Source organism: Burkholderia sp. Ac-20392 (genome assembly GCF_017104585.1).
Classification (GTDB): Bacteria; Pseudomonadota; Gammaproteobacteria; order Burkholderiales; family Burkholderiaceae; genus Burkholderia; species Burkholderia lata.
Genome location: NZ_JAAGPB010001186.1, coordinates 1 through 541, shown reverse-complemented (window position 1 = coordinate 541; position 541 = coordinate 1). Strand labels below are relative to the sequence as shown.

Here is a 541-nt window from a genome sequence, read left to right as displayed (position 1 = left end):
CGGGCGGCCCTGTCCCGGCGGTCTCCCGCCCGGGCCGAGCCGCGGTTCCGCGCGGTGCTCCCACCGATCGCGGTCATGGAACCACGGCCGGTTACGGTAGTAGCGATCCCAGTACGCGCCGATCGCGAACCCGGTGATCGGCACGCCGATGATCGCGCCATAGTCGAGCAGCGGCGCGTAGCCGCCCTGGTACGGATAGTCGATCAGTTGCGCGTCGATCCAGCCGCGCACGCCCGGCAGCGCGACGTCGCACCACGTGTAGTCGCTCAGGCAGCCGAACACGTCCAGCGCGGTGCCCGGCGGAATCTGCGCGACCACCGGATAGTCGGGCGCCGGCCCGGCGAACAGTTCGGCCGGCGAGTTCGTGTAGCCGGTGCTTTGTGCCTGCGCAATGCCCGGCGCGGCCGCCAGGCCGAGCAGGACGACGCACAGACTTCGGACAATCGTGTTCCTCATGATGCTCTCCCGCGCGGTGCCGCCGCGCGCCGGTCAATGCCGATGTCCGCCCCAGCCGCCACCCCAGTGGCCGCCGCCCCACGGG

General features: G+C 71.9%; 1 protein-coding gene. It reads right to left on the bottom strand.

Annotated features, from left to right (window positions below; translation table 11 throughout):
- A partial coding sequence (locus G3N99_RS41515; protein WP_346778529.1) for an SH3 domain-containing protein occupies window positions 1-456 on the bottom strand: 456 nt, incomplete at its 3' end.
- Between the last annotated feature and the right edge of the window lie 85 nt (window positions 457-541).